Raw genomic sequence first — 25696 nt, forward strand, 5'->3', positions numbered from 1 at the left:
CCGCGTCCACCGCAACCCGGCCCGCGTTTCGAACGACTCGCGAACCGCCCCTCTTCGTCGGGCCGGGCTGTGTCGATCTATCCCGTAATTCCGAATTTCGGTAAAGTGGAATATTTTTGCAGAAGAGGGTTGACGCGGGAGCGACACAGCAAGCTGGTAGGGTGGGCAAAGGCGCACTTGCGCCGTGCCCACCACCTCTACAATATCGCAACAGAAGCGTGGGCACGCTTCGCTTTGCCCACCCTACGATACTGGGCAGGGCCGGGACCCAGACCTCACGTGGAGATCGTGGTGAGATGGGCCTCGGCTCTGCAGCGCAACGCTGAAGGAGCGCTGCGCTGCGTCCGGGGCACGGCATCCTCCTACGCCACCGCCGCGTCCGGAATCCTTGCGGCTTCCATTGGCGCCTTGCCGCGGATGAGGTCCGAGGCACGATCGGCGATCATCATGGTGGAGGCGTTGAGATTGGCCGAGATCATGCGCGGCATGACCGAGGCGTCGATGACGCGGAGACCCTCCAGGCCGTGGACGCGGAGCTGGTCGTCGACCACGGCCCAGGTGGAATCCGCCGGGCCCATGCGGCAGGTGCAGCCGGGGTGGAAGGTGGTGGTACCGCGCTCGGTGGCGGCGTGCAGGAACTCGTCGTCGGTGTTGACGTTGGGGCCGGGGAAATCCTCGTAGGCGTAATAGGGCGACAGCGGCGCGGACTTGAGAAGTCTGCGCGCGAGCTTCATGCCGCCGACGATGACGCGACGGTCGAGCTCGGCGTCGAGATAGTTGGTCTGGATGATCGGCGGCGCGAACGGATCGGATGAGCGGATGCGGACATAGCCGCGGCTCTCCGGGCGCTGCTGCCAGGAGGCGACGGTCATGCCGGGCTCGTCCTCGAGCTGGCCCTGCACGCCTTCCTTGTAGGACGCCGGCGTGAAGGTGAGCTGCAGGTCGGAGCTTTCGGCGCTCTCGCCGGAGTGCCAGAAGCAATAGACCATGGTCGGCGACAGCGACAGCAGGCCGCGGCGTGCGGTCGCCCATTTCAGCGCCTCGATCCAGAGCGAGAGGCCGCGGCGGAGCTCGTTGATGGTCTTGATGTCCTTGACGCGCGCCACCGTGCGCGGGGCGTAATGGTCCTGCAGGCCTTCGCCGACCGGCAGCGCGTGACGCACGGCGATGCCGTGCTGCTGCAGCAGATCGGGCGAGCCGATGCCGGAGAGCTGCAGGAGCTGCGGCGAATTATAGGTGCCACCGGAGAGGATCACTTCCTTGTTGGCGCGCACTTCCACCGGCGTGCCGCCGCGGCCGCCCTTCATGTAGCGCACGCCGACGGCGCGCTTGCCCTCGAAGATGATCTCGGTCGCATGCGCATGGGTGTGCACATGCACGTTCGGCCGCTTCATCGCCGGCTTGAGGAACGCGGTCGAGCCGGAGACGCGCAAACCCTTGTCGATGGTGCGCTGGCAGTAGGAGACGCCTTCCTGTGTCTTGCCGTTGTAATCGGGGTTGCGGGGAATGCCGAGCGACACCGCGCCTTCCATGAAGGCTTCGCAGAGCGGATCGCGCCAGTTCATGGTGGTGACGATGAGATTGCCCTCGCGGCCGCGATAAATGTCCTCGCCCTCGCCGACGCGTTTCTCCAGCCGGCGGAAGTAAGGCAGCACGTCGGCATAGCCCCAGCCGCGGTTGCCCATCTGCGCCCAGGTGTCGAAATCCATCCGCTGGCCGCGATTGTAGATGTGGCCGTTGATCGAGGACGATCCGCCGAGCGTCTTGCCCCGTGGCGCGTAGATGCTGCGCCCGCCGGTCCAGGGCCCCGGCTCCTGCTGGTAGGCCCAGTTGATGCTCTTCATGTGGAAGGTCTTGATGAAACCCGCCGGCAGATGGATGTAGGGATGCCAGTCGGACGGGCCAGCCTCCAGCACGCAGACGCTGGTGTTGGGGTCTTCGCTGAGCCGGCTGGTGAGCACGCAACCGGCAGAGCCTGCGCCGATGATCACATAATCAAATCTATCCATGGTACCTCGGCCGCCCCTAGCGCGGCTTGTCGTTGAGTTGAAATTCCAGATGCGCCTGCACCGTCGGCCATTCGGCGGCAATGATGCTGTAAACCACGGTGTCGCGCAGCGTGCCATTCGGCGCGACCTGATGGCTGCGCAGGATGCCATCCTGCTTGGCGCCGAGGCGCTCGATCGCGCGGCGGCTCTGGTGGTTGAAGAAGTGGGTGCGGAATTCGACCGCGATGCAATTAAGCGTCTCGAAGGCATGCCGGAGCAAGAGCAGCTTGCACTGCGTGTTGAGCGGGCCGCGCTGCGCGCTTTTGCCATACCAGGTCGAGCCGATCTCGACGCGGCGGTTGGTGGCATCGATGTTCATATAGGTCGTCATGCCGACGATGTTGCCGCCGGCATCGAACACGGTGAAGGGCAGCATCGAGCCTGCAGCCTGCAGGCCCAAGCGGCGGTCGATCTCCTTGCCCATGTTCTCCGGCAGCGGGATCGCGGTGTACCAGAGTTTTGACAGCTCGCCGTCCTTGACGGCCTCGACCAGGCCCTCGCGATGCTGATGCGACAGCGGCTCGAGACGGGCGTGCTGTCCACGCAGGGTGACGGGATCGGGCCAGGGCATTTGAGGTCTCTCCGTTGTCATTGCGAGCGGAGCGAAGCAATCCAGACTGCCAACTCCTCATCCTGAGGAGCGCGTCTTCGCGCGTCTCGAAGGATGAAGGCCCGGCTGGTGGCCTCGCCCTTCGAGACGCACGCCATGGGCGCGCTCCTCAGGGTGAGGGTCTGGGAGTTGCCTCGCCTCCCGTGCAATGACGGCTTGGCTCACTTATTCAAGAAATTCAACGGCAATCCGCTGCGGGGCCAGTCCATGGCGACCAGCTCGCCCTTGCCTGACAGCGTGATGTAGGCCGTCTTCAGCTCGGGGCCGCCGAAGGCGATGTTGGTGGTGACGCGGTCGCCGGTCGGGACCTGCTCGACCAGGGTGCCGTCGGGCGCGATCACCGAGATGCAGCCGGAAACGAGAGTGGCGACGCAGACATTGCCGCCAGCTTCCACCGCGAGCGAATCGAACATCTGGTAGCCGCCGAGGCCGCAGATCGGCTTGCCCCGCTCGCCGCGATAGATCGCGTCGCGCGGCTTCAGCGTGCCGGGCGCCGAGAGCTCGTAGGCCCAGAGCCGGCCTGTCGGCGTCTCCGCGATGTAGACGGTATTCTCATCCGGCGACAGGCCGATGCCGTTCGCCGGCAGGATGCCGTGCACGATCTCGACGAGCTCGGTCATGCCGGGCTTGAGATAATACATGCCGCCGACGTCCATCTCGCGCGCGCGGCGCTTGCCGAGATCGGAGAACCAGAGACCGCCCTGCTTGTCGAACACCAGATCATTCGGCCCCCGCAGATCGTGCGCGCCGCATTTGGTCGCGACGGTCTCGACCTTGCCGGATTGCAGATCGACGCGCTGGATCGAGCCGCCGAGATAGTCGTCAGGCTGCGGGCCCGGCATGATCATGTTCCGGGTCGGGACCCAGGAGAAGCCGCCATTGTTGCAGATGTAGATCTTGCCGTCAGGGCCGAGCGCGGCACCATTCGGGCCGCCCGGAATCTTGGCGACGATCTCCTTGCGGCCATCAGGGTAGACGCGCGTCAGGCGCTGGCCGCGGATCTCCACCAGCACCACCGAGCCGTCCGGCATCACGACCGGCCCTTCGGGAAATTCGAGGTCGGTGGCGAGAACGCGGACATCAGACATTGCGAGACCCTCCCGGCTGCTTGTTATGACTTGCACGGGATGTCCGGCACGGCCCCACACGCAAGATTTGCCTGCGGTTATGACAAAGTCGCCCGGGCTTGCCAAGCAAGCGGGACGGTATGCCAGCGTTGCGGAAGCTCTACTCCCTCACCGGCACCCAGATCTCGAAGCCGCCATTGCCGGTTGCGGGATCGAAGGCCTCGCCGTAGCGCTCGAAGCTCGGCGCGTCCGCGGCCTCGAGACCCGATGCCGGCAACCACTGATTCCAGATCGTGTTGACGGTGCGACGGATCGAGGCGACGTGCTCGGTGTGGGTGAACACCGCATAGCGCTGCTGGGGAATGCGGATGCGGCCAAAGCGGCGCGGCAGGTCGGAGAAATCGGCGACCTCGACGCCGGCGATGTAGTCGAAATTGCCGGCATCGTCGCCATTGCAGCAGACGCCGTAAGCGACTTGATCTTTCCCTTGGCCGACACGTGCGGGAATGTCGGCGACCTCCTGATGGAAGCGCTGCCACAGGCCGGGGATCATGGCGCCGTTGTCGCAGGAGATACGCTCGGCGGGACCGGCGACGAGGAAAGCCTTCACGGTTTCGAAACGCGGCGGGGCGAGATGGTCGAGCATGGTGGAATCCATGAGGATCGGCTCCTGAAGCTTGAGGTGGCTGGCGCATGACGCGGCCCTGACGGCTTCGGGCGTGGTGCCGAACTGGTCGCGGAACGCGCGGGTGAATGCTTCGTGCGAGCCGTAATCCGCCTCCAGCGCCAGCGACAGGATGTCGGGCGCGCCGTCCGCAAGGCTGCGCGCGGCCTCCGTCAACCGGCGGGCGCGCACATAACGGATCACTGGCAGACCCGTGGCTGCGGCAAACGCACGTACGATGTGGAACCGCGACACGCCCGAGATCGCAGCGATCTCGTCGAGCGTCATCGGCTCGGCCAGATGGCTCTCGATATACCAGAGCGCACGCTGCGCTGGGTTCATGGCGGCTCAACCCTCGTTCGAAGCGCGGTCATGATGCGCGGCATGCGGCCGCGTCGCTTGATCGGCATTGCTGGCGGCACAGGAAGGATAATCCGACAATGGCCACTGGCAACGCTCCGGCGTTCGCGGCTACACTCGCCAGAACCGCTCACGAGAAGGGGGAACCGGATCATGGACATCACCGATGTGCGGGCGCACCATATCCGCATCCCCTATGATTCCGGTGTCGCGAGCTTTCGTCAGGGCGCGTCCGCGATCACCGCGCTCGACATGGTGCTGGTCGAGGTCTCAACCGATGCCGGGCTGACCGGCTGGGGCGATGCCTTCGCCTATGTCTGCCCGCGCACCACGCGCAGCGCCGTCGAGGAGATGATCGCGCCGCAGGCCCGCGGGCTGAAGGTGCCCGATGCCGCCGGCATTCCCGCAATGATGGAGCAGATCCAGCGCAATCTGCATCTGTTCGGCCGCTACGGCATCACCATGTTCGCGATCTCAGGGCTCGACATCGCGCTGTGGGACCTTGCTGCCAAGATCGAGGGCGTGCCGGTGCATCGCCTGCTCGGCGAGACCAGGCGCACGGCCATTCCGGCCTATGCGAGCCTGTTGCGGATCGGCTCGCCCGACAACATCGCGGCCGAATGCCGGAAGGCGCTCGCGCTCGGCTATAGCGCGATCAAGCTGCACGAGACCACGGCGCCGGCGGTGTTCGCCGCGCGGGAGGCGATCGGGCCAGCCATTCCGCTGATGGTCGACATGAACTGCCCTCTGACGGCCGCGCAGGCGATCGCGTTTGCGACGACGTGCCGCGACGCGCGACCGATGTTCCTGGAGGAGCCGGTTTGGCCGCCGGAGGATTTCGCCGCGCTCGCCGAGGTCCGCCGCAAAGGCGGGCTCGACATCGCCGCCGGCGAGAATGCCTGCACGGACTATCAATTCCGCCAGATGATGAAGGCAGGCGCGGTGAGCCACGCCCAGCCGTCAGTGATCAAGGTCGGTGGCATCACCGAATTTCTGAAGGTCGCGGCGCTGGCCGACCGGCTCGGCGTCAAGATCGGTCCGCACTCCCCGTATTTCGGTCCAGGCCTCTTGGCGACGCTGCATCTGCTCGCGACGCGCGACGACGGGCTGGTCGAGATGTTCTATCTCAAGCGCGAGGCCTGCCTCTGGGGCGGCCGCGCCGACGTCGATGCCACGGGCCACGTCGCGGTGCCGACGGGACCCGGGCTCGGCTATGAGCCCGATCGCGGCGTGATGGAGCGCTATCGCGTGGCGTGATCGCCGCGCCTACTTCGCAGCGTCCTTGGCCGGCGGCGCGTCCTGCTTCTTCTTCAGATCCTCGGCAGTCTTCGCTTGGGCGGCCTGGAGATCGAGAAGCGTCTTCTGCAAGCCGGCGATGCCTGTCTTCAATGCGTCGATCTGACGACCCGCCGCATCCAGCTTCTGCTGATGGTCGAGATTGAGCTTGGTGATCGTCTTCTGCAGGAAGTCGACATTGCTCTGCAGGCAGCTGGTGCGACGCTCCATGGTCTTCTCGACCGTGCAGATCTCGATGCCGGGCACGTCCTGCGCGTGCACCGGCGCATTCGCCAGCGTTGCGAGCAGCAATATCGCGAAACAAATGCCGGCATCTCGAAGCAGCATGAAAGGTTCCTCGTCCGATCGATCACGGCAATGTGCGCTGTTTGCGCACAGCCGGGAAAGGCTACCACACTCGTACCGCATTCTCGCGTTGAGCTTGCGTCCGTTCCCTCGGACGGGGAACGATGATCCGGACGCGGAAGAAGTGGGCGCTCGTTCCGCGGCTTTGTTTAGGGGAGATTTTTGGAATGGCAACGCGCGATAGACGACTGGCGGAATTCGATGGCGCCGGAGAACCACCGCCGGGCCTGGCGCTCGAAGTGCTGTGCGAGGACCACAGCGGCACGTACCAACTGCCCTTCGCCTGCCGCTATGTCGAGGGACGCTGGCAGAACCACGAAGCCGGCATCGCGGTCGAAGCCACCGTCATCGGCTGGCGCCTGCCGCGCGTGAAGCAGCGCGGGGCCGCCTGAAGCCGATATCTGTTCCAAAATGCAACGGCGCCGCGCTCCGCCTTAACCAACGGAACGCGGCCCGAACGAATCACGTCCGAATCAGCCGAACGGCCGTGTACGCATCTGTTCACGGCTAGATGTCGATGCTGCCGTGCAGGTGCGTACAATATCTGTGCAACGCGGGAGACGGCGTCGGCTGGTCACGATCGCCAAAGGTTAATCGTGACAAGCGTATAGCTCTCAGGCTGGGTGAGCGGATCGCCGCCGCCGAAGCAGGCAAGGCCGCGCAATGGCTGCCTAATATTCGACCTCGAGCTCCTCGATCTCGGCCGGCTCCTCCCGCGCCGCCGCGATCCATTCGGCCATCTCGGGCATCGCCATGATGGTGTCGGCATAGGCCTTCAGCAGCGGCTCCAGCTTGACATCATAGGTGACGAAGCGCGTCACCACTGGCGCGTACATCGCATCGGCCATGGTGCGCTGCGCGCCGAACAGGAAGGGGCCGCCCGACCTCTCCAGGCAGTCAAGCCAGATGGACGAGACGCGGTCGATGTCGGCCTGCGCGCGCGACCAGATCTTGAAGCCGGGAAAACGTCCCTTCAGATTCACCGGCAGCGAGGCGCGCAGCGTGGTGAAGCCGGAATGGATTTCGCCCGAGATCGAGCGGCAATGGGCGCGCTGGATGCGGTCATCAGGGAGCAGGCCGGCGCCCGGCATCACCTCGTTGAGATATTCGCCGATCGCAAGCGTATCCCAGACCACCGCGCCCTCATGCCGCAGGCACGGCACCAGGATCGACGACGACAGCAGGAGAATCTCCGCGCGCGCCGACGGATCGTCCGGCGCGGTGACGATTTCCTCCAAATCGAGCCCGGAGAATTTCGCCAGCAACCAGCCGCGCAGCGACCAAGACGAATAGTTCTTGCTGCTGATGGTCAGTGTCGCCTTTACCATATGGCCCTTCCCTGATCCCGCCTCTCCGCCGGCTCGCGGACCTGCCCTGTGCTTGCCGTGACGTGAGCAGCAAGCGACGTGCCAATTTGCGGGCGGTCCGGCTGCCGTTGGCGTCGTTATTGCATAGCACCGCGGAACGGGTGGGCATGTCAGTATGATGTCGATGTATTATCAGGCCTTTCAGAACCACATGGACCTGACGGCGCCGTGGCGCGCGGGGGCCTCGTCCGCGCTCAAGTTCGTCAATCTGGTGCCGCAGGGCATGTCGGATCAGCTCATTGGCCGGCTCTCGGCCGCCCTGGAGCTGATCTCACGTTCGACCCTGACCTATCACCGTCCGGCCTACGGCATCGAGCGCGTGATGGTGGGAAATCGCGAAGTGGCCGTCACCGAGGAGATCGCCTACGCGACGCCGTTCGGCTCGCTGCTGCATTTCAGGAAAGACGGCGTTGGCGAGCAGCCGCGCATGCTGCTGGTGGCGCCGATGTCCGGCCATTTCGCGACGCTCTTGCGCGGCACCGTGCAGACGCTGCTCCAGGACCACGACGTCTACATCACCGATTGGCACAATCCGCGCGACATTCCACGCCGCGAAGGCCGCTTCGGGCTCGACGACTACACCGAGCATCTGATCGACTTCCTGGGCCAGCTCGGCCCGCGCCCCCACATGGTCGCGATCTGCCAGCCTTCCGTCTCGGCGCTCGCGGCCGCCGCGATTATGTGCGAGGACAACCATCCCTCGCGGCCGGCGACGCTGACGCTGATGGCAGGTCCCATCGACACGCGGATCCAGCCGACCAGGGTCAACGACTTCGCCAAGAGCAGGCCGATCGAATGGTTCGAGCGCAATTTGATCAACTACGTGCCGGTGCAATGCCGCGGCGCCCTGCGCAAGGTCTATCCCGGCTTCGTACAGCTCACCGCGTTCGTCTCGATGAATCTCGAGCGCCACATCAAGCAGCATCTCGACCTCGCCAACCACATCGCCAAGGGCGAGAAGGACAAGGCCGCGACCATCAAGACCTTCTACGACGAATACTTCGCCGTGATGGATCTGCCGGCCGAGTTCTACATCGAGACCGTGCGCGACGTCTTCCAGGAGCACCTGTTGCCGCAGGGCAAGCTGATGCATCGCGGCCGTCCCGTGAACACCAGGGCCGTCAGCCGCATGGGGCTGATGACGGTCGAGGGCGAGAAAGACGACATCTGCTCGATCGGCCAGACCCTCGCCGCCCAAGACCTCTGCACCGGCGTGCGCGCCTATCGGCGGGTGCACCACATGCAGGCCGGCGTCGGCCATTACGGCGTGTTCTCAGGCCGGCGCTGGAATAACGAGATCTATCCGCTGTTACGGGATTTCGTGCACGTCAATTCGTGAGGCCACGCCACGGCGCGCTGGAGTTGCTCTTCAAGCCCGTATCGAGCCGGGCCACGCGACGACTTGCCCTGACATCACAAGGCGGTTGCGTCCGCCCTCCTTGGCGGCGTAGAGCGCCTTATCCGCAGCCGCTATCAGCGACGTGCAATCCGCCTTTTCGCCGAACGAATTATGTGTGGCCCCACCAATACTGAGGGTGACCTGCCTGGATGACGGGTTGAGCGCGTGCAGGATGCCGAGGTCTTCAATCGCCTGCCGGATTCGCTCGCCGACCTGCTCGCAACCTCCTGCGTCGGTATTCGGTAGCAGCAAGGCGAATTCCTCACCACCGTACCGGGCCGCCACGTCTGCCGGCCGTCTGGCCTGCTGCGCCAGGACCCCCGCGATCGAGCGGAGACATGAATCGCCCGCTTGATGCCCGTACCGGTCGTTGAAGCTCTTGAAATGATCGACGTCCATCAGCAGCAGTGACAGAGGCGTTCCTTCCCGCCTGGCCCGGTCCCATTCCGCCTCCAGCCGCTCGTCGAAGTGTCTGCGGTTTGCCAAGGCCGTCAGGCCGTCCGAACTGGCGAGAGCCGCCAGCCTATCCTCCAGATCCTTGCGTTCGGTCATGTCGCGCGAGATCGCCACCACGCCGTCGATGTGTCCACTCTGCGCACTCCTCGTGACGCGCAGTGCAGTTTCGACCCAGATCTCTTCCTTCTCACGATGACGGGTGCGATATGTGATTCTCGCCTCCTCGGCTTCGCCGTTCATCAATGCGGAGAGCGTTTGCTCAACTCGGGCCAGATCCGCGGGATTGATGCCGGCGAGGGCTGATGTATCCACCAATTCGTTCGGAGCCCAGCCAAGGATTCGAGCGGTGGACGGCGACGCATAGAGGATCCGTCCATCGACTGCGACGCGCATGACCATGTCTCCCGACTGCTCTGCAAGGAGGCGAAAATCCGCCTCCTTGGCGACCAGGGCAGCGGCCATCTTCTGCCGCAGGTGCAACTGGCGCACCAGAAAGAGCCCGGCAACACCGAGCCCACCTATCAGCGCCAGGACTGCGGCCATGCGCGTCAGCGCGGCTCGGCGCCAGGGGGCCAAGACGTCATCTTCCGATTCCGTAGCAACGAGGAGAACGGAGTAGCGGCTGCTGAGTTGATAAAAGCTCAGACGCCGAACGCCGTCGAGAGGCGACGTGAAGTAGTAGACGCCCGCCGCCGGCCGCTCGCGAATAGTCTTGAAAAGCGGAGCACTCGACAGATCGCGGCCCGTATATCCGTTGTCCGGGGTACGCGCGAGGACAATGCCTCCCGCGGTCGCCAGAGCGATTGAACCGTTCTGGCCAACGTCGAACCCGCGATAAAATTGTAGAAAATAGTCGACATCGATCGTCGTAAGAGCAACTCCGGCAAAACTGCCGTCAGGATGATTGAAGCGCCTTGACGCGGTGATGATCCATTGCCCGCCCGATCTGCTCTTCACCGGATTCCCAATGAAGGTCCCCCGGTCCGCCACGGCACGATGATGCTGGAAATAATCTCGATCGCTGTTGTTGAGACGGGCGAAATCCACTGGCGCGCTAGTTGCGAGCCAGCGGCCGGTCTCGTCGTAGATAAATACGGCGCGGATCCGGTTCGCGGCCTTGCGTCGGGTCAAAAAGGTCTGAATCTTGGCGATTGCCGTTGGCCCGGTTCCCTCCAATTCGAGTTGACCAACCAGCACATTCAGAACGGTGTCCGCGAGTTCGAACGTGTCGTCCGCGTGTTGCGTCAGCGACCGGGCCAGATTGGCCATGTCCGTTTCGGAGCCCTTCAGCACCGCCAGTCGCGAGGACCATTCCCGCCAGCCGCTGAGCGCGACAATCGCCATACAGGCGACCGCCACGAATGCCGAGACCCAGAACGTCAGACGCCCCTGGCGAACATCAGTACGGTGATCGATCAAGAGATGTTCCCTCCACCCTCAACCCCGTAAACGCCTTGGGCTAAGGGACAGTTGCCCGTTCCGGTTGAGTTTTTTGACAAGGCTCCGGGAGAAGACCGACGGCATCGATGAGCGGCTTGACCGTCGATCGATAACCCATCGACCGGTCGGGCGAGAAGGACACCACAGCAATCAGCCCGACTTGACGGCCTCGCTCAACGTGCCGGCCACTCGGCCAAAGTGAGGCTCAGTGAAACTGGCCGGATGCAGGCTTCGGACTCCGGCAAGATGTGCCAAATCGTCGATCCGCGGTTGAGGCCGAACGACCAGGCTCTCTGCCGGCAAACGCACCGGCGGCGAGAGCGATGCGGGCTTCGCGCCAGTTGTAACAATTTGAGGCAACGGCACGGCCATTGACCAGATGTTCTTGAGCATCGCCCTGTTCACGGAGCATGCGATGACACCGTTCTCCTTCAGACGGGCGACGGTAAAGAGCTTGCGAATCAGCAGGTCTCGTTCAAGCGATTGCGGCAAATGGAACTGCATCCCGACCAGCCGGCCTCGTTGTTGTACGATCATCGCGTCGATCCAGCCCACCTGCATGATGTGCACTCGCAGCGGTTCTCCAGCGCCAGGACAGTCAATGCCGGAGCCGAGCAGAACGCCAGCGCCAGAGAGGGAGATGTTGTTCACGCGCCCAGAAAGCCGTTCGCCGGTCCCAGTCTGGATCAAGACCGATTCATCGACGTCGAAACGCTCCTCGGCGCGTCCCATCCGAGCCTGCAGCGAGGTCATGCAGACGAAGAAGAGCACGACGATGTTCACCACCGACCAGAAGGCGACCATCGGTAAAGCGGCCGGATGATCGATCATCCGCCATTCCGGGATGGTGTTCAGAACCAGGCCGACAACCGTCAACGCCATCAGCGCCGCCGACGGCCAGAATATCTCCGCGGCGTAGCTTGCGCACCGCGCGGCAGCTCCCTTGGGCGTCACCTTGAACGCATGTCCCGTCGGCTTGACGAGAGTCCCGAGCACCGTCGGCAGAATCTTGAAGCTCTGGATCGTCGCCGACACCTGAGCGGCCAGCGGAAAGTGCACGTGCGGCGCAAACCAAGAGATGCCGCCGTTGAGCGCCAGGATCGCGGGGAACAAGTAAAAGAAGACCGACTCGGGGGTGACGTCGACGACAGGCGCTAGACCGGTCCACATGAACACGATCGGAACCACCACAACCATGAGCGCCCGCAAGCCCAATGAGAGCCAATGGGTCGGAAAGAACAGGAGCCGATGCATCAAGCCGAGTCCGGGGCCGAGCGGACCGGCGGCGAGATACAGAATCTGGATCGCGCCACGCGCCCAGCGTTGCCGTTGCACGAAAAACGCGTCAAGGCTTTCCGGCGCCAATCCAATCGCCAGGGGCTCGTGGAGATAACGGGTGATGTAGCCTTTGCGCAGCAGGACCAGCGTCAGCAGAATGTCTTCGGTAATGGACTGGGTTGGCAAGGCATCCCCAACCACGCGAAGTGCTGCACGACGCGTGACGGAGTTGGAACCACAACAAAAGGCACCATCCCAGCCGTCGCGCGCGGGCATGATGGAATCGAAGAAGAACCGTTGTTCGTCCGGCAATCCCCTGTGCAGGCCGAGATTCGCCTGCATCGGATCCTCGTTGTAAAAGGTGTGCGGGATCTGAACGATTCCGATCTTTGGATCCGCGAAGACGCCGATCGTGCGCATCAGGAATTTGCGCTGCGGCACGAAGTCCGCGTCAAAGATCGCAAAGAACTCGCCGCTCGTCTGCGTCAGCGCATGATTGATATTGCCCGCCTTGGCATTCAAGTTGTCGGCGCGCGTGAGATACCCGGCACCCTTTTCCTCGCAGAGTTCCTTGAGCCAAGGCCGGCGACCATCATCCAGAACCCAGACCTGGAAGTTTGGATAGTCCAGACACAGCGCGCCGGTGATCGTCTTTTCCAGCACCTCGAACGGCTCGTCATAGGTTGGAATAAGGACGTCGACCGATGGCAGCTCGTCATCCGGGAGGCTGCGAAGCCGACGCTCGTGCTGATCTGCCTCGCTGCGGCGATCGGTCCTGCGAAGGAAAATCAGATAAAGAATAAACTGATCCGTGAAGGTCAGGAGCTCAACGAAGAGACAGAACCAGATCCAGCAGACCTGATACCAAGTCCCGGTTGCCGGCAGCACCGTGGTGAAAATACGCCATTCGAGATAGCGGGCCACGACAAGCCAAACCGCGACAAAAACCGCGACGCGTGCCCAAAGGCGCGCGACTGGAAAGGTCGGCGCCAACAGGTACATCGCCGCAAAGATGCCCACCATCGGCGCGAACAGCTGAGAGAGAGACAGGGTCATGGCCTGCATGGAACACCTCGCTCACAGGGACGACTGGGCGAGCTCCAGGCGCGCGGTTAGCCATTTCAACTTCGAGCTGACCAATCGTAGCAAACCGTCGGCTCTGCGCTCGAAGCGCACTTCGGCCAGCCGTCCGATATCGCAGGAGCCATTGCGGTCGGCCCACGTTTCATTTGGGGGAAGCGATATCTCGACGGTAATGTTGCCGGGATCAGGCCGCGGCACCCGAGCCGCAAGCAGTCGATCATCGGCGTAAGCAGCCGATCCCCGGACTTGCCGGACCTGGCCGGTCTTCCATTCGCCGCTCCCAATCAGGCGGACGGTAGCCGCATCTCCGGCCTTGATCTTCTCGAAATCGCGCTCGGGCAGTTCAACGACAATGAAGCGGCGTTGGCAGTCTGCAAAATCGAGGACCGATTGCCCTTCCGTGACCATCGAGCCCGGGCTGGCCGCGACTGACCAGACGACATGGGCGGCAGGCAACGACAGATCGTAGTGATCGAGACGATCAAGCCGAACGCGCTCCTCGGCGATTTCCGCGGCCAGTTGCGCAGAACGTGAGCTGTTTTGCAACTCGTCCGTCTCGAGCTCCTGGCGGCGGAGAACAAGCCGCTCGCGTTGCTGCTGGGAGTAGGGCACGTCATTGGCATCGCCACGAAGATAAAGACCTTTCTCGGCCGCCCCCAACTCGGTCTTGAGGCGCTGCAGGCGTTCATCGGCCATCTGGCACCGCGTTGCGGTTGCCTCCTGCGACGCCTGGGCTTCGCCGGAGCGGATCTGCGAACTGATGCCGAGCTTCACGAGCCTCTCCATCCGGCCCGCGACATCGTTCCGCTGCCGCGCCTCGGCGAGACAGCCGCCTTTTTCAACTTCCGTTTCGCCGATTTCGTGGCTCAGCCGCGCGACCATCCCCAAACGATAGTCCTCGCTGCGCTCGCGGAGCTTGCGATCGAGCTCGGCGATTTCCTCGAGTTGCCGACGTGCGAGCTCGGCGCGTTTGGTGGACACGGCAAGCTGCTGATCGAGGTCCATGAGGTGTCGGCGGTCCGGCGAACGCGCCCCGACCAGCGGCACCACCCGGCTCTGCTGGAAATATTCGCCCTTGCGCGGAAGATCAGGCGAGAGCTGACCCGCGAAGGGTGCGGTCACCCGCATCAGCTCGGCATTGACAAAGGCGGAGGGAGCGATTCGGTAGGTCACATACGGCAACAGGGCCCATCCGCTCAGCGCGATGATCCCGAGCGCCAGGGCTCGACGAACAACCCGGCTGCGAATGAAACGTTCGACGTGCAAACGAACCACGACTGGATCTCCAATGGGCTTTGGTCGCTGCGCCTGCCGCAGCGAAGGCAAACCAATCGTCGGGCGTTGGGATGAAGTTTGCGCCTTGAGGCAAGGAGCAATCCGACAACATTGCCGCCAGCCGAAATCAGGATTCGCCACCGCGGCAGACTCGCCTTCGCAACCACGAGAAGCATACCTAGGGTTCACCACATCAGGTTAAGCCGTGTCAAAACCGGATAACTACGGCTGCCGAATCGAGGATCAGGATATCGCCCCATTCCGGCTTGAAGTCGGCGCGGCGTTTGCGCCGATCACGGCGCGGCTAACGCCCATTCCCAAGTAGCTCTTTCGCTTCCAGGACTTCGGGAAGATTTTGCTCCGCCTCGAATTCAGCGAGCACGGGAGCGAGCACCTCGGATATCGCATTCGCTCGGTCATTTGCCTCTTGCAGCCGGGCAAGTTCAAGCGCGCTGCGCAGCTCGAAAGTCCTGGTCTGCTGGTGTCGCGCGATTTCCAGCGCTCGCTTCAGGGCATCTTCGGCACTGGATCCGTCATGGCGCGACAAGAGTTTACCGCGGACACGATGCAGCTCGGCATCAAGCCAATGCTGGCCGGACTGTGCCGTCCCGGCGATCAATTCGTCCAGGATATCCAGCCCGGTCTCGACTTCGCCCAGCTCCGCATTCGCCATGGCGACATGCAGCCCCCAAAACGGTTCGCAGAGGTAGCAATCGTTCTCGCGCAGCGAGGTCCAGCCGTGACGCATGTCCGCCAATCCGGCCATTCGGTCGCCGGCGCGCCACTTGGCGAGGCCATTCAGGTAGGTGCCCGCGGCCACGTATAGCGGCATCGTGTGGTCGCGCGCGAGACCGAGCGCCAGGATCGTCTCTGTTTGCTGCAGCATGCCCCCGCATATCCCGTCGAACACTGCGCGATGAACCAGCGCATTCGCCTGGGACAGCGCTCGTTTTTCTGCCGGAGCACCCACCGCTTCCGCGGCAAGCTTGCGCGCACGAGCGGTGCTGCCGAGCGGCCAGAGCACCAGGGCAAGAAATCTCATGATCACGAACGGCAGATCCAGCGCCGAAGCCCTGAAGGTCGCGGGATCCGGCTCGGCACCATAGATCGCCAGCGCCCGCTCGAGATGCGTTCTCGCATTCAAGTAATCGCCCGCGAACCAGCAGGTGACGCCGCCCGCCCAATGGGCAACCACGGCGGCCACCGGCGAGTCCGGTCGTCGGTCAGCGGCGCTTCTGATGGCGTCCGCCAGCTCCCGCATCGGAGCGAGTTCGCCGTGCGTCAGGCAGGCATTGAAGAGTCCCGAATGCACCGGCGCCAGCTCAACGGGATCATCGATGTGGGCTGCGAACTGGCGCGCACGCGTCCATGCCGCGACCGTTTCGGGAGCGCTATGGCCGAGGCTGCCCCTGAGTGCACGGCCATATGCGATTTGAAGATGCAGCCTGCTCATCACCCGGCGCGGCTCGTCTGGCAACTGATCTGCGATCGCAATGGCCTTGCCGAGATGCGCGATCGCCTCGGAATAGGCCGAGCGTTTCAGTGCCTGCTGGCCCGCCTTGCGCCACCATTCGAGTGCGACCTCGCTCAGCCCCGCCTCAGTGAAGTGGTGTGCCAGGACTTCCGGCTCGGTCTCGGCGACGGCTGGAAACTTCTCGCGCAGGACCTCGCCAATTCGCGTGTGAAGCACCTGCCGTTTGCTCTTGAGCAGGCTCTCGTACGCCGCTTCCTGAACGAGGGCGTGCTTGAAACTATAATTTGCTTCGGGCGGCGCCCCACGGCGCAACAGCAATTCGGCCTCTTCAAGCTGTCCCAGCGCAGCCCTCAGGGTCAGATCATCGCGTCCTGCCACGGTCTTCAGCAGCGCGTACGAAAAGTCGCGGCCGATGGCCGCGCCTATCTGTGCCACCTCCTTGACCGGAGCGAGCCGGTCGAGCCGCGCCATCAGCGAATCCTGCAGCGTCGCGGGGATGGCAAGCGGCGGCAGCGGACTATTCAGGCGGTAGCGTCCGGCATCTTCGACGAGCAAGCCGGACTCCAGCACCATCTTGGTCAATTCCTCGACGAACAGCGGGATGCCGTCGGTCTTGTCGATGATCTGCTTCATCATCTCGCGTGGCAGCTGGCGGCCGACGACCACCTGCTCCACCAGCGCGCGCGTGTCCTGCCGGTCGAGCCGGTCGAGCCGCAACAGACTGACGTTGGCAAGGCCCGACCAGGAGGGCTCGAACTCCGGCCGGGATGTCATGAGCACGAGTATCGGCAGGGCCCTGATCCGATCGACCGCGAGATCGAACAGCTCGAGCGTCGTGGCATCGGCCCAATGCATATCCTCGCAGATGAGCAACAGAGGCTGGCCTCGCGCCAATCCCTCGAGCTGATCGAGAAGGACAGCAAACGTCTGTCTCCGCTGCTGCGCCGGGCTCAAGCCGAGGGGCGGGTAACGGTCGCCTATGGGAATCGAAAGCAGAGCCGCAATCAGCGGGGTTGCTCGGGCGACCTGCTGGGTTCCCAGCGCCAGCATGGCCTCGAGCTTGTCGAGCTTTTGTTCCGGCGTGTCGTTCAAGCGAATTGCGGCGGCGCGCTCGAGCTGCGCGATAAAGGGATGAAGTGCACTGTTGGTGTGATAAGGCGAACACTGATACCGCACTCGACGGTGTGTCCCCAGCGAGGGGCTTTCGGACAGTGTTGCCACAACGCGCGACTTGCCGATGCCAGCTTCGCCGGAAATCAATACGATCTGGCCCAAGCCCTGCCATGCCTCCCGCTGGCGCGAGAGAATGAATTCGATCTCGTCCTTGCGGCCGACAAAGCCGATCGAGCGCGCGGCGCGGACCGCCTCGAAGCGGCTCTCCGATACGCTCGCTCCTTCCACCGCCCAGACCGCGATGGGCTCGCTTATCCCCTTGACCTCGCGACGGCCGAGATTGCGGAAGGTGAAGAGATCGCCAAGCAGCCGGCGCGTCGATGAAGCAACGACGACCGCCCCCGGCTCCGCCAGGCTCTGCAGCCGGGCAGCGAGGTTTGGCGTATCGCCGACGGTTGCGTGCTCCTCAGATGCATCTCCGCTGATGAGGCCGCCGACCACCACGAGCCCGGTCGCGATTGCGATCCGCAGTTCAACCCGTTCGCCGGCTCCTGTCTCGAGCTGGCGAATCGCAGCGATGATGTCGAGGCCCGCCCGCACTGCGCGCTCCGCATCATCTTCGTGGGCGCGCGGATAACCGAAGTAGACGAGGATTCCGTCACCGACGAATCTGGCAATCCTGCCGTCATAAGCGGCAATGACGCGCGCGCAAGCGGCGCGGTAGGCCCGGATCACTTCCCACAGATCCTCGGGATCGAGACGCGCTGAGAGCGCAGTCGATCCGACCAGATCGCAAAACATGACGGTGAGGTGGCGCCGCTCCGCGTCGTGAGGAGGAGACGGCGACGCGATCAATGCGGCTGGATCGAGCTCGGCAATGGCACGCAGCATCTTGCGGCGATGACCGAGCAGGACTCCGAGCTTGTCAAAGTCCTCGTCCATCAGTTCGGGGAGGATGCCCACGTCGATGCCATTTTGGGCAAAACGCTCTGCGTATTGCCCAAGCCCCAGCTTCTCGAGCCACTCCGCAATCTGCATGGCTCCCACCGATCTTGTGACTGGCAGTTAGCAGAATTTTGGACCACGGCCGCGCAGAGAGAATATCCCAACGCGGTCATGATGGCACGTCTTGTTTGCCGTGCGAAAACCTAGGTTACTCAGTACCGGTACGGTTTCGATCGGGACACTGCTCGATGCGAAACGGCTGCGCTACCAAACATCGCTGGCGCGCAGCGTTGGACAGCAGAGGTTGCGATGAATCGTCGTTGCTCATTCCAGACCTGAAGCCGAACCAACACTGCGGCTTGTGCTGACGTACGATGTCAAGCGGACGTTCTTCCATGAGCGCACGTCCTTCATTGCTTGTTGATGGGCGCTTCGTAGTTGCGAGCCATCGTGCCCGCCGCAACCTGAAGCGAAGAACCAACCACCCAACAGCCGGCAACAAAGCCTATCAGGCCGTTAGGCAGATTTTGATCAAGGACAAGGATGCTGACCGACAGAGTTGCGGCGATCGCTGCGCTGAACGTACCGGCTGCACTCATGATCTCGGCCGGCTCGGAACCGTTCCATTCTTCCGAGATGCTCGATGCCGGCTTCCGTGCGACATTGCCGGCCAAGTCGATTCCGACATAATAACTGAGAGCTCCGTAGATCATTGTTATCAGTACGATCCAGCCGCTTTCAAACAGTCCGCCTTTCTGACGCAACAGGGTCGCACCCACATAGAGGCCGCAAGAGGCTCCAACGGCTCCCAGCCCAATTCTTTCAAGGATATGGGCCGACTTGATCAGACTGGAACGGGGGATCCGAAGACTGCCGACGTGCCTTGTGAGGGAAAATGCGTTGGAAAATGCGCTGCTAATCTTCATTGGGGGCTCCTTCTGAGTAAATAGCAGCCTACCGGCCGACCCGAATAGAAGCTGCCAGGACGCGTTTCTCGATGCCCTTGATTCCAATTTCTGAAAAATCTGTGCTGAGTGATGGAGCTGGCTTGCTCGTGAGCAAGACGAGGAGCCAATCCAAAGCTGCGAGCACGCGGCTGCGCAGGCATTGCATCTCACCCGTGTTCGTCAATCAGGTCCGGGTGCGGCAATTTCTTGCGGACGTGGTAGTTCAGAAAGAGAGTGATCGAGTATGAAGCGGTTCACATACCGCTGTTCCCTGTCGCGCCATCCGCTCACGATTTCCGGAGGACATGTGGAGCTCGCAGTCAGCCCGACCATTCCTCGCCCCAGACCTGCACGACGTGGCCAGGCGAGACTTCGCGATATTGCCGCACCGGCGGCTGATAATCCGGCGCACGCACGGGACTTCTGATCTCGTCGTTCGACACGTCGCGCCGCGTGCCGCGCCGCGACGGATCGGGCACGGGCACGGCGACCATCAGCTTCTTGGTATAGGGATGCTGCGGATTGCCGAACACGGATGCGCGCGGGCCGATCTCGACGATCTCGCCGAGATACATCACCGCGACGCGGTGGCTCATGCGCTCGACGACCGCGATGTCGTGCGAAATGAAGAGATAGGCAAGGCCCATGCCGGCTTGCAGGTCGAGCATCAGATTGACGACCTGCGCCTTGACCGAGACGTCGAGCGCGGAGACCGCCTCATCCGCGACGATCAGCTTCGGCCCGAGCGCGAGAGCACGCGCGATGCAGATGCGCTGGCGCTGGCCGCCTGAGAATTCGTGCGGAAAGCGCGCGGCCATGTCGGCGGCAAGACCAACGCGCACGAGAAGGTCCGCGACCTTGTCGCGCGCCTGCGACGCCGAAGCCAGCCCGTTGGCAAGCAAGGGCGCGGCGATCGCCGTCCCCACCGACATGCGCGGATTGAGGCTCGCGAACGGATCCTGAAAGATGATCTGCATGTGCTTTCGAACGTCGCGCAAGGTGCGGCCATTCATGGCGAGGACATCCTGGCCGTCGATCAGCACGGTGCCGCTGTCCGGCTCGGTCAGCTTGAGAATCGAGCGGCCCGTGGTCGACTTGCCGCAACCGGACTCGCCGACCAGCGCCAGCGTCTCGCCGGCCCGCAAGGTGAAGGAGACGTTCTCGACCGCATGGACGCGGCCGGAGACCTTGCCGAATAATCCGGAACGGATCGGAAAGCGCGTGGTGAGGCCAGCGACTTCGAGCAGCGGCCGCTCGGCCGTCGAGACGGTGTCGGGCGTCTCCGCCGGCTCGTCCGAGCTCCCCGTCACCTTGTCGACGATCGGAAACCGCATCGGCCGGGCGCAGCCGTCCATCGAGCCGAGCCGCGGCACCGCGGCAAGCAGCGCGCGCGTATAGGGATGCGAGGGCGTCGCGAAGATACGCGCAGTCGCATCCGTCTCCACCGCCTGGCCGCCATACATCACCACGGTGCGGTCGGCGATCTCGGCGACGACGCCCATGTCGTGGGTGATGAAGAGGATCGACATCCCCTCCTCCTGCTGGAGCTCCTTGAGGAGCTCGAGGATCTGGGCCTGGATCGTGACGTCGAGCGCGGTGGTCGGCTCGTCCGCGATCAGGAGCTTCGGCCTGCAGGCCAGCGCCATCGCGATCATCACGCGCTGGCGCATGCCGCCGGAGAAGCGATGCGGGTGCTCGTGGAAGCGCGACCTCGCCGCAGGAATGCGGACGCGGTCGAGCAGGCGGATGGTCTCGGCCTCCGCCGCCGCGCGCGACAGGCCGCGATGCTGGATCAGCGCCTCCGCAATCTGGAAGCCGATGGTGAGCACCGGATTGAGGCTCGTCATCGGCTCCTGGAAGATCATGGCGACATCGTTGCCGCGGATGTCCTTCATGCTCGCTTCCGGCAGCGTCAGCAGATCGCGGCCGGCCAGCGTGACACGCCCCTCGACGCGGCCGATCTCCTTCGGGATGAGCCGCATGATCGACAGCGCGGTCACGCTCTTGCCCGAACCGGACTCGCCGACGATCGCCACGGTCTCTCGCGGCGCCAAGTCGAAGGAGACGTTGCGGACGACGGGAATCCATCGTCGCTCGTCGAGCATGAACGACGTGGTGAGGCCGGAGACTGACAGCACGGGGGCTTCGGCAACGAGCTGCTCGGGTTTGGTCGCGCCGGTGCTCATACCTGGACCTCGAAGCCTGCCGCAGAGAAGGTGCGCTCCCTCCCCCGCTCGCCGGGGAGGGTTGGGGAGAGGGTGTCTCGACAACGAAGACTCCCCCAGAGGAGAGAACCCTCACCCGCGCCTTTGGCGCGACCTCTCTCGCAGGCGGGAGAGGTAAGAGGAGCTCGTGGCTGCACCAACGGTCTCATCATCATCGCGCCTCAATATCCGCGCGTGCGATCGACGCGCCCCGGCAACACTTCGCCGCGGCGGTGGCGGGCGATGACGTCGAGCACGAAATCGACGGCGGTGTCGGGCGTCGTCATGCTGGCATTGTGCGGCGTCAGCAAAATGCGCGGGTGGCTCCAGAACGGATGTCCTGAGGGAAGCGGCTCAGGATCGGTGACGTCGAGCACCGCACCTGACAACGCGCCGCTGTCGAGCGCGGCGAGAAAATCGGCCTCATTGAGATGCGGGCCACGGCCGACATTGACCAGCCCCGCCCCGCGCGGCAAGCGCGCGAACAGGTCCGCGTTCAGGATGCCGCGCGTCTCATCGGTGAGAGGCAGCAGGCAGATGAGGATGTCGCTCTGCGCAAGGAATTCGAATAGCGCTTCTGCACCCGCGTAGCAGGCGACGCCCTCGATCTCGCGCGGCGACCGGTTCCAGCCCAGAAGCGGAAAGCCGAATGCCTTGAGGCGTTCGAGCACGGCCTGCCCGAGCTGGCCGAGCCCCATCACACCGACGCGCCGACGCCTGGCCGGCGTGATCCGGATCTCGCGCCAGACCCGCTCCTTCTGTTGGCTGATGAATTGCAGGAGGTCGCGATGCAGGGCCAGCACGGCCATGGTGACATATTCGACCATGGTCTCGGCAATGCCGGGCTCCAGCATGCGGACCAGCGGAATGTGCGCCGGAACTTTCGTGGCATCGAACTGGTCGACGCCCGCGCCGACCGAGAACACGAGCTCCAGGTTCGGAAAGGTCGTCGCGATGTCGTCGGGCGGCACCCAGGTCACGAGGTAGCGCACGTCGGCGGGATCGCCGATATCGGGCCAGAGCCGGAACGGCAATTCGGGCGCACGCTCCGCAAAGAAGCGCGCCCATTCGGCGCCGCGCACCATGTTGGCCTTGTAGAGAACCGTCATGCGGCCCTCAGAACGGGCTGACCGGCGCCAGCCGCCGGCCGTCGATCATGCGCTTGTGGCTGTAGGCGGCGGGATCGACCAGCGGCGTCGCGCCGGTCACGATGTCGGCGGCGAGCTTGCCGGCCGCGGGGCCGATGCCAAAGCCGTGGCCGGAGAAGCCGGTCGCAAGGCAGAAGCCCGGCAGCGCATCGACCGGCGAGATCACGGGGATCGTGTCGGGTGTGCAGTCGATGGTGCCGCCCCAGGCTTCGGCGATCTCGATGTCGTTCAATTCCGGATTCGCCTTGATCAAAGACGCAAGCGCGGCATTGACCAGTGACATGTCGGGCTCGGGATCGCGCACGCGCTCAGTCTCGAACGGCGACGGCTTGTCGAGGCTCCAGCTGGTGCCGCGCACGATCTGCTCGAAGAAGGACTTGCCGAACGAGAGTTTCAGCCCGTTCTTGCGATGCAAATAAGTCGGCCAGAACGTGCGCGCGTAGCGGAACAGGTCGGGCGACAGCTCGACCGTGCCGCGGTTGCGCAGCGCCAGCGTGAAACCGCCATCGAGGCGGCGACGAATGCAATAGAAATCCGTGCCGAGCGCGCCGGAAGTGATCTCCGGCGCCGGCGTGGTCCGGCATGCGGTGGCGTTGACGAGGCCGATCGGCAGCTCGATGCCATGGCGGCGGCAGAACAGCGACGACCACGCCCCGCCGGAGAGCAGCACCGATTGGGTGCGGATGGTGCCCTTCTCGGTGACGACGGCGCTGACGCGGCCGCCTTGCGTCTCCAGCCCGCGCGCCGCGCAGCCCTGATGGATGCTGACGCCATGCTTGCGCGCGGCAGTGGCCAGCGCCGGCACGGCCATCGACGGCTCGGCGCGGCCATCGCTCGGCGTGTGAAGACCGCCGACCCAGGCGTCGGTATTCCCCGGCACGCGCTCGGCGACCTCTGCCGGCGTCAGCACGGTGGAGTGGACCTGCATCTCGCGCGCGACCGCGGCCCAGCGCTCCCAGCTTGCGAGCTCGTCCTTGCTCTTGGTCAGGAACAGCACGCCGGTGCGACGGAAACCGGCATCGACGCCGGCATCGTTCTGCATGTCCTCCCAGAGCCGGAGCGCCTCGCGTGCCAGCGGAATTTCCTCGCGCGCGCGGCCCTGCTGCCGGCACCAGCCCCAATTGCGGCTCGACTGCTCGCCGCCGACATGGCCCTTTTCGACCAGCGCGACGGAATGCCCCTTCTTCGCCAGATGATAGGCCGCGGACACGCCGATCACGCCGCCGCCGATGACGACGACGTCCACCTGCGCCGGCAGGCGTTCGTCGCTGTTGATGCGATTGAGCGGCGGTGACATGGGGCACTCCTGGATTTCAGTTTCGATCGAAGTCTTGTTCGTCACGGGATGTTCATGCGCGGATCGAGCGCATCGCGCAGGCCGTCGCCGAGGAAGTTGAAGCTGGTCACGGCCAACGTGATGGCAAGGCCCGGCGCGATCGCGAGCCACGGCGCGTTGGTGAGATAGATCTGCGCGTTGTTGAGCATGTTGCCCCAGCTCGCGGCCGGCGGCTGGATGCCGTAGCCGAGATAGCTGACGTAGGATTCGAGCAGGATCGCCTTCGCGACGTTCAGCGTCGCCGCCACCACGATCGGCGCGATCGCATTGGGCACGAGCTCGCGGAACATGATGCGCAGGTTCGAGGAGCCGAAGGCGAGCGCAGCGACAGCAAACTCGCGCTCCCTCAGCGATCGCACCTGGGCTTCGACGACGCGCGCCACCGCCATCCAGGCGGTCGCTGCAATCAGTACGGTGGTGGTGACGAGGCCCGGTTCGGTGAGCGCGGCAAGGGCAAGCAGAAGAAAGATCGTCGGAAAGCACAGCACGGCGTCGACAAGCCGCATCAAGATCGCCCCGATCAGGCCGCCATAGAAGCCGGCGAAGGCGCCGACGACGATACCGACCGCCATCGCGATCATCATCGCGACGAAGCCGATCGACAGCGAGACGCGCGCGCCCATCATCAGCCGCGCCAGCACATCGCGGCCGAGCTCGTCGGTGCCGAGGATGTGCGCGCCCGAGAGCGGCGGCGCGAACCGCTTCATGATGTCGATATAGGTGTCGTCGAACGGCAGCAGATACGGACCAAATGCCGAACCGAGCACGAGCACCAGAATGATGACGCCGCCGGCGAGCGCCAGACGATGCCGGCGGAAGCGCCGCCAGGCGGCCTGGCCGGGCGCGAGCTGAACGGTGGAGAGGGCCGCGGTCGCCATCACCTAGCCCACCCGGATGCGCGGATCGACGACGGCGTAGAGGATGTCGGCAAGCAGCGAGCCGATCAGCACCATGGTCGCCGAGAACATCAGGATGCCCATCACCACGGGATAGTCACGATAGCCGATGGAATCGAGGAACAGCCGCCCCATGCCGGGCCAGGTGAACACGGTCTCGGCCACCAGCGCGCCGCCGAGCAGCGTCGGAAACTGCAGGCCTGCCACCGTGATCATCGGCAGCAGTGCATTGCGCAGCGCGTGCACCGTGAGAATGCGCCATTCCGGCATGCCCTTGGCCCGCGCAGTGCGGATGTAATCCTGGTTGATGACCTCGAGCATGGAGGAGCGCATGAAGCGGCCCCACATCGCGGTCTCCACCAGCGCCAGCACCATCGCCGGCGCGATGAGATGATGCAGGAGATCGAGCAGCGAGCCGTCGCCGACGGTCTCGCGATTGCCAGCCGGCAGCCAGCCGAGCTTGACCGAGAACACGTAGATGGTGACGAGGCCGAACCAGAAGGTCGGGATCGACAGCGCGATCATGGCACCGACGGTGGCGAGCGTGTCGAACAGCGAATAGCGGCGCAGCGCGCCGAGGATGCCGATCCAGCAGCCGAGCAGCACCGCGATGATGGTCGCCGTCGCCATCAGCTCCAGCGTGGCGCCGAGATGCGAGGAGATCACCGACAGCACCGCCTCGCCGTCGCGATAGGAGCGGCCCCAATCGCCTTTCAGCATGCGACCGAACCAGTCGAGATACTGGATCGGCAGCGGGCGATCGAGGCCGAGCTGCCTGGTGACGCGATCGAGATCCTCCTGCGTCATCTGCGCGGAGGCCGCGAATTGCGACAGCGGACCGCCGGGCGCCAGATGCAGGATGGCAAAGCCGATCGCCGAGACGATCACCAGCAGCATGATCGCCTGCGCCAGGCGGTTGACGACGTAACGGGCCATCTCAGGCTG

The 25696-nt window shown here is 64.2% G+C and carries 19 protein-coding genes; 3 read left to right on the forward strand and 16 right to left on the reverse strand.

The window, feature by feature from the left end; genetic code table 11:
* Positions 1-362: 362 nt before the first annotated feature.
* The 4 genes from XH84_RS25050 to XH84_RS25065 form a co-directional block, all read right to left on the reverse strand.
* Entirely contained in the window at positions 363-2009 is a 1647-nt protein-coding gene (locus tag XH84_RS25050; protein ID WP_128920082.1) for a GMC family oxidoreductase, read from the reverse strand.
* Positions 2010-2025: 16 nt separating this feature from the next.
* Positions 2026-2619: a GNAT family N-acetyltransferase gene (locus XH84_RS25055; RefSeq protein WP_128920083.1), complete on the reverse strand. Its 594-nt coding sequence runs from the start codon at positions 2617-2619 to the stop codon at positions 2026-2028.
* 200 nt (positions 2620-2819) lie between these two features.
* A complete protein-coding gene (locus tag XH84_RS25060) occupies positions 2820-3746 on the reverse strand; it encodes an SMP-30/gluconolactonase/LRE family protein (RefSeq protein ID WP_128920084.1) in 927 nt (308 codons plus the stop codon).
* A 139-nt stretch (positions 3747-3885) separates the two neighbouring features.
* Positions 3886-4731, reverse strand: coding sequence for an AraC family transcriptional regulator (locus XH84_RS25065; protein ID WP_128920085.1), 846 nt, complete (start codon positions 4729-4731; stop codon positions 3886-3888).
* A 171-nt stretch (positions 4732-4902) separates the two neighbouring features.
* On the opposite strand from XH84_RS25065, the gene XH84_RS25070 reads away from it, so the two are divergent.
* Entirely contained in the window at positions 4903-6006 is a 1104-nt protein-coding gene (locus XH84_RS25070; protein ID WP_128920086.1) for a mandelate racemase/muconate lactonizing enzyme family protein, read from the forward strand.
* Positions 6007-6015: 9 nt separating this feature from the next.
* Here XH84_RS25070 and XH84_RS25075 read toward each other — a convergent pair whose 3' ends face one another.
* Positions 6016-6372, reverse strand: coding sequence for a hypothetical protein (locus XH84_RS25075; protein ID WP_128920087.1), 357 nt, complete (start codon positions 6370-6372; stop codon positions 6016-6018).
* Between the two features lie 185 nt (positions 6373-6557).
* Between XH84_RS25075 and XH84_RS25080 the strand changes: the two genes are divergently transcribed.
* Entirely contained in the window at positions 6558-6782 is a 225-nt protein-coding gene (locus XH84_RS25080) for a hypothetical protein (RefSeq protein ID WP_028138161.1), read from the forward strand.
* Positions 6783-7061: 279 nt separating this feature from the next.
* Here the strand turns inward: XH84_RS25080 and XH84_RS25085 are convergent, their stop codons facing one another.
* Complete coding sequence (locus tag XH84_RS25085) at positions 7062-7718, reverse strand: glutathione S-transferase family protein (protein WP_128920088.1); 657 nt, start codon at positions 7716-7718, stop codon at positions 7062-7064.
* Positions 7719-7872: 154 nt separating this feature from the next.
* On the opposite strand from XH84_RS25085, the gene XH84_RS25090 reads away from it, so the two are divergent.
* Entirely contained in the window at positions 7873-9096 is a 1224-nt protein-coding gene (locus tag XH84_RS25090; protein WP_128920089.1) for a polyhydroxyalkanoate depolymerase, read from the forward strand.
* A 30-nt stretch (positions 9097-9126) separates the two neighbouring features.
* Here the strand turns inward: XH84_RS25090 and XH84_RS25095 are convergent, their stop codons facing one another.
* From XH84_RS25095 to XH84_RS25140, 10 genes are all read right to left on the reverse strand, one after another.
* Positions 9127-10956 (reverse strand): sensor domain-containing diguanylate cyclase, encoded by a 1830-nt coding sequence (locus XH84_RS25095; RefSeq protein WP_430641958.1) that lies wholly within the window; start codon positions 10954-10956, stop codon positions 9127-9129.
* A gap of 246 nt (positions 10957-11202) precedes the next feature.
* The gene (locus XH84_RS25100) at positions 11203-13395 is read right to left on the reverse strand and encodes a glycosyltransferase (protein WP_128920090.1); all 2193 of its coding nucleotides are present in this window, start codon (positions 13393-13395) and stop codon (positions 11203-11205) included.
* A gap of 12 nt (positions 13396-13407) precedes the next feature.
* The gene (locus tag XH84_RS25105) at positions 13408-14688 is read right to left on the reverse strand and encodes an HlyD family secretion protein (RefSeq protein WP_245471845.1); all 1281 of its coding nucleotides are present in this window, start codon (positions 14686-14688) and stop codon (positions 13408-13410) included.
* 304 nt (positions 14689-14992) lie between these two features.
* Positions 14993-18313, reverse strand: a complete 3321-nt coding sequence (locus XH84_RS25110) for an adenylate/guanylate cyclase domain-containing protein (protein ID WP_164937396.1) — start codon at positions 18311-18313, stop codon at positions 14993-14995.
* Positions 18314-18630: 317 nt separating this feature from the next.
* The gene (locus XH84_RS25115) at positions 18631-19146 is read right to left on the reverse strand and encodes a hypothetical protein (RefSeq protein ID WP_128920092.1); all 516 of its coding nucleotides are present in this window, start codon (positions 19144-19146) and stop codon (positions 18631-18633) included.
* A 341-nt stretch (positions 19147-19487) separates the two neighbouring features.
* A complete protein-coding gene (locus tag XH84_RS25120; RefSeq protein ID WP_128920093.1) occupies positions 19488-21353 on the reverse strand; it encodes an ABC transporter ATP-binding protein in 1866 nt (621 codons plus the stop codon).
* A gap of 200 nt (positions 21354-21553) precedes the next feature.
* Positions 21554-22480, reverse strand: a complete 927-nt coding sequence (locus XH84_RS25125) for a 2-hydroxyacid dehydrogenase (protein WP_128920094.1) — start codon at positions 22478-22480, stop codon at positions 21554-21556.
* 7 nt (positions 22481-22487) lie between these two features.
* Positions 22488-23816 carry an NAD(P)/FAD-dependent oxidoreductase gene (locus tag XH84_RS25130; protein ID WP_128920095.1) on the reverse strand — a complete coding sequence of 443 codons (1329 nt, stop codon included), beginning with the start codon at positions 23814-23816 and terminating at the stop codon, positions 22488-22490.
* Between the two features lie 41 nt (positions 23817-23857).
* Positions 23858-24733 carry an ABC transporter permease gene (locus XH84_RS25135; RefSeq protein WP_128920096.1) on the reverse strand — a complete coding sequence of 292 codons (876 nt, stop codon included), beginning with the start codon at positions 24731-24733 and terminating at the stop codon, positions 23858-23860.
* A 3-nt stretch (positions 24734-24736) separates the two neighbouring features.
* Positions 24737-25687, reverse strand: coding sequence for an ABC transporter permease (locus XH84_RS25140; RefSeq protein ID WP_128920097.1), 951 nt, complete (start codon positions 25685-25687; stop codon positions 24737-24739).
* Positions 25688-25696: the final 9 nt, after the last annotated feature.

The organism is Bradyrhizobium nanningense, from assembly GCF_004114535.1.
GTDB lineage: Bacteria > Pseudomonadota > Alphaproteobacteria > Rhizobiales > Xanthobacteraceae > Bradyrhizobium > Bradyrhizobium nanningense.

Bases quoted from the DNA above. Each gene is read 5' to 3' on its own strand.
- XH84_RS25085 (WP_128920088.1), bottom strand. From the start codon at position 7,718: ATGGTAAAGGCGACACTGACCATCAGCAGCAAGAACTATTCGTCTTGG.
- XH84_RS25100 (WP_128920090.1), bottom strand. From the start codon at position 13,395: ATGCAGGCCATGACCCTGTCTCTCTCTCAGCTGTTCGCGCCGATGGTG.
- XH84_RS25095 (WP_430641958.1), bottom strand. From the start codon at position 10,956: ATGGCGATTGTCGCGCTCAGCGGCTGGCGGGAATGGTCCTCGCGACTG.
- XH84_RS25050 (WP_128920082.1), bottom strand. From the start codon at position 2,009: ATGGATAGATTTGATTATGTGATCATCGGCGCAGGCTCTGCCGGTTGC.
- XH84_RS25075 (WP_128920087.1), bottom strand. From the start codon at position 6,372: ATGCTGCTTCGAGATGCCGGCATTTGTTTCGCGATATTGCTGCTCGCA.
- XH84_RS25125 (WP_128920094.1), bottom strand. From the start codon at position 22,480: ATGACGGTTCTCTACAAGGCCAACATGGTGCGCGGCGCCGAATGGGCG.
- XH84_RS25070 (WP_128920086.1), top strand. From the start codon at position 4,903: ATGGACATCACCGATGTGCGGGCGCACCATATCCGCATCCCCTATGAT.
- XH84_RS25055 (WP_128920083.1), bottom strand. From the start codon at position 2,619: ATGCCCTGGCCCGATCCCGTCACCCTGCGTGGACAGCACGCCCGTCTC.
- XH84_RS25090 (WP_128920089.1), top strand. From the start codon at position 7,873: ATGATGTCGATGTATTATCAGGCCTTTCAGAACCACATGGACCTGACG.
- XH84_RS25120 (WP_128920093.1), bottom strand. From the start codon at position 21,353: ATGAGCACCGGCGCGACCAAACCCGAGCAGCTCGTTGCCGAAGCCCCC.
- XH84_RS25110 (WP_164937396.1), bottom strand. From the start codon at position 18,313: ATGCAGATTGCGGAGTGGCTCGAGAAGCTGGGGCTTGGGCAATACGCA.
- XH84_RS25065 (WP_128920085.1), bottom strand. From the start codon at position 4,731: ATGAACCCAGCGCAGCGTGCGCTCTGGTATATCGAGAGCCATCTGGCC.
- XH84_RS25115 (WP_128920092.1), bottom strand. From the start codon at position 19,146: ATGAAGATTAGCAGCGCATTTTCCAACGCATTTTCCCTCACAAGGCAC.
- XH84_RS25080 (WP_028138161.1), top strand. From the start codon at position 6,558: ATGGCAACGCGCGATAGACGACTGGCGGAATTCGATGGCGCCGGAGAA.
- XH84_RS25140 (WP_128920097.1), bottom strand. From the start codon at position 25,687: ATGGCCCGTTACGTCGTCAACCGCCTGGCGCAGGCGATCATGCTGCTG.
- XH84_RS25130 (WP_128920095.1), bottom strand. From the start codon at position 23,816: ATGTCACCGCCGCTCAATCGCATCAACAGCGACGAACGCCTGCCGGCG.
- XH84_RS25060 (WP_128920084.1), bottom strand. From the start codon at position 3,746: ATGTCTGATGTCCGCGTTCTCGCCACCGACCTCGAATTTCCCGAAGGG.
- XH84_RS25135 (WP_128920096.1), bottom strand. From the start codon at position 24,733: ATGGCGACCGCGGCCCTCTCCACCGTTCAGCTCGCGCCCGGCCAGGCC.